Consider the following 574-nt stretch of genomic DNA (forward strand, 5'->3'; position numbering starts at 1 on the left):
TCTGGGCTTTCATGCGCAGCTCCAATGTCTCCAGGCCCTTGAGCACCACCCAGGCATTGAATGGCGCCAGCACCATGCCGGAGTTCTTTTGCACCGGCAGGAATTTGTCACGCACTATTGCCTCGCTGGCGCACAGGGCTCCGGCCATCACACGGCCTTGGCCATCCAGGTACTTGGTGCCGGAATGCATGACGATGTCGGCGCCCAGGCGCAGGGGCTGCTGCAGCACGGGCGTGGCAAAGCAGTTGTCCACGGCCAAGAGCGCGCCCGTATTGTGGGCTATATCAGCCAGCGCGCGGATGTCGCACAACTCAATCAGCGGGTTGGTGGGCGTCTCGGCAAACAACAGCCGCGTGTTGGGGCGCACCGCAGCCTCCCACGCAGCCAAGTCGGTCTGCGGGACCATGGTCGATTCCACACCAAAGCGCGCGAACTCGCTGCCGATGAGCTTGATGGTGGAGCCGAACATCGACTGCGAGAACACCACATGATCGCCCGACTTGAGCAGGCTGAAGCACATCAGCATGATGGCCGACAAATAGAACTGCGCGATGGCCAGCATCCGTTTATTCCG

Annotated in this window: 1 protein-coding gene; it reads right to left on the reverse strand. The window is 61.5% G+C overall.

Annotation, left to right across the window (positions count from 1 at the left end; translation table 11 throughout):
* A partial coding sequence (locus AC097P_RS24380; RefSeq protein WP_479612999.1) for an aminotransferase class V-fold PLP-dependent enzyme occupies window positions 1-574 on the reverse strand: 574 nt, incomplete at both ends.

This window comes from Rhodoferax sp. ZS1R8 (assembly GCF_056521325.1).